This is a genomic window from Thiobacter sp. AK1 (assembly GCF_039822265.1).
In the GTDB taxonomy this organism is placed as follows: Bacteria; Pseudomonadota; Gammaproteobacteria; order Burkholderiales; family Thiobacteraceae; genus Thiobacter; species Thiobacter aerophilum.
In genome coordinates this window covers 1-2,500 of the sequence record NZ_JBAJEX010000020.1, presented here as the reverse complement: position 1 = coordinate 2,500, position 2,500 = coordinate 1, and the positions used below count along the sequence as shown (strand labels likewise).

Here is a 2,500-nt window from a genome sequence, read left to right as displayed (position 1 = left end):
AATGCATGGCTAAGTGGAAAACGATGTGGGAAGGCCCAGACAGCCAGGAGGTTGGCTTAGAAGCAGCCACCCTTTAAAGAAAGCGTAATAGCTCACTGGTCGAGTCGTCCTGCGCGGAAGATGTAACGGGGCTTAAGCCATGAACCGAAGCTGCGGGTCAGAGGACAGAATACAGATGACAGAAGACAGAGAGGTGTTCAGTGAACAGACACCAGAATCCAGAGACTGCCGACGAAATGCGCGTATGGATTCAATACGGTGTTGATCTGGGATATATCGGTCAGCCGAAGGCGCAAGCCTGGCGGCGCGAATACCAAGACATAGCCAAGATGCTCACTGGGCTGCATGCCAAGTGGGGATGACGAGCTATTGATTACTGACAACCTCTCTGTCCTCAGTCGTCTGTCTTCTGTCCTCTGGCGGTAGGAGAGCGTTCCGTAGGCCTGTGAAGGCATCTCGAGAGGGGTGCTGGAGGTATCGGAAGTGCGAATGCTGACATGAGTAGCGATAAAGGGAGTGAAAGGCTCCCTCGCCGAAAGCCCGAGGTTTCCTGCGCAACGTTCATCGGCGCAGGGTGAGTCGGCCCCTAAGGTGAGGCAGAAATGCGTAGCTGATGGGAAACGGGTTAATATTCCCGTACCGCGTCTAGATGCGATGGGGGGACGGAGAAGGTTAGGTGGGCCGGGTGTTGGACGTCCCGGTTTAAGCGTGTAGGCGTGCCCTTTAGGCAAATCCGGAGGGCTAAGCCGAGGCGTGATGACGCAACCTCCTTCGGGAGGCCAAGCCACTGATACCCTGCTTCCAGGAAAAGCCTCTAAGCTTCAGTCTAGATGTGACCGTACCGCAAACCGACACAGGTGGGCAGGGTGAGAATCCTAAGGCGCTTGAGAGAACTCAGGAGAAGGAACTCGGCAAATTGGCACCGTAACTTCGGGATAAGGTGCGCCCCTGGTACGTGAAGTGGCTTGCCCATGGAGCGGAAGGGGGCCGCAGTGAAAAGGTGGCTGCGACTGTTTAATAAAAACACAGCACTCTGCAAACACGAAAGTGGACGTATAGGGTGTGACGCCTGCCCGGTGCCGGAAGGTTAAGTGATGGGGTGCAAGCTCCTGATCGAAGCCCCGGTAAACGGCGGCCGTAACTATAACGGTCCTAAGGTAGCGAAATTCCTTGTCGGGTAAGTTCCGACCTGCACGAATGGCGTAACGATGGCCACACTGTCTCCTCCTGAGACTCAGCGAAGTTGAAGTGTTTGTGAAGATGCAATCTCCCCGCGGCCAGACGGAAAGACCCCATGAACCTTTACTGCAGCTTTGCATTGGACTTTGAACAGGCTTGTGTAGGATAGGTGGGAGGCTGTGAAGGCGAGTCGCCAGATTCGCTGGAGCCGACGTTGAAATACCACCCTGGTCTGTTTGAGGTTCTAACCTGGGCCCCTGATCGGGGTCGGGGACCGTGCATGGTGGGCAGTTTGACTGGGGCGGTCTCCTCCTAAAGGGTAACGGAGGAGCACGAAGGTACGCTAAGGACGGTCGGAAATCGTCTCGATACCGCAATGGGAAAAGCGTGCTTGACTGCGAGACTGACAAGTCGAGCAGGTGCGAAAGCAGGTCATAGTGATCCGGTGGTTCTGTATGGAAGGGCCATCGCTCAACGGATAAAAGGTACTCTGGGGATAACAGGCTGATTCCGCCCAAGAGTTCACATCGACGGCGGAGTTTGGCACCTCGATGTCGGCTCATCTCATCCTGGGGCTGTAGCCGGTCCCAAGGGTATGGCTGTTCGCCATTTAAAGAGGTACGTGAGCTGGGTTTAAAACGTCGTGAGACAGTTTGGTCCCTATCTGCCGTGGGCGTTGGAGATTTGACGGGGGCTGCTCCTAGTACGAGAGGACCGGAGTGGACGCACCTCTGGTGTACCGGTTATCACGCCAGTGGTATCGCCGGGTAGCTAAGTGCGGAAGAGATAAACGCTGAAAGCATCTAAGCGTGAAACTCGCCTGAAGATGAGATCTCCCGGGGGTTTAACCCCCCTAAAGGGTCGTCGAAGACCACGACGTTGATAGGCTGGGTGTGGAAGCGTGGCAACACGTTAAGCTAACCAGTACTAATTGCCCGTGCGGCTTGATCCTATCCCCTCAAGCGGCTTGCGCTTCAGAGGACTGCGGACGAAAGACAGACGACAAAAGGTCGTCAGTCACGAACCCAGTGACCCGAAGCCGCAATCAAACCGAGTCGACTTCTTCCGTTCCGAGGGCAGAAGACTGAGAACGCCTCAGTCCACTGAACACAGACTACAGATCTGTCTTCAGCCCTCTGTCCTCAGTCACCCGTTTACGCTTGGCGGCCATAGCAGCCTGGACCCACCCCTTCCCATCCCGAACAGGACCGTGAAACGGGCTCGCGCCGATGATAGTAGAGACCCCCTCTGCGAAAGTAGGTCACCGCCAGGCACCCCACACCCAAAAGCCCTGACTACACCAGTCAGGGCTTTTGCATTT

The 2,500-nt window shown here is 55.8% G+C and carries 2 rRNA genes (1 of these 2 cut by a window edge); both read left to right on the top strand.

The features are described from left to right. A 23S ribosomal RNA gene (locus V6E02_RS12820) occupies positions 1-2,131 on the top strand; it begins 1,174 nt to the left of the window's first position. A gap of 207 nt (positions 2,132-2,338) precedes the next feature. Next, a 5S ribosomal RNA gene (gene rrf, locus V6E02_RS12815) occupies positions 2,339-2,452 on the top strand. The last annotated feature ends 48 nt before the right edge of the window (positions 2,453-2,500 follow it).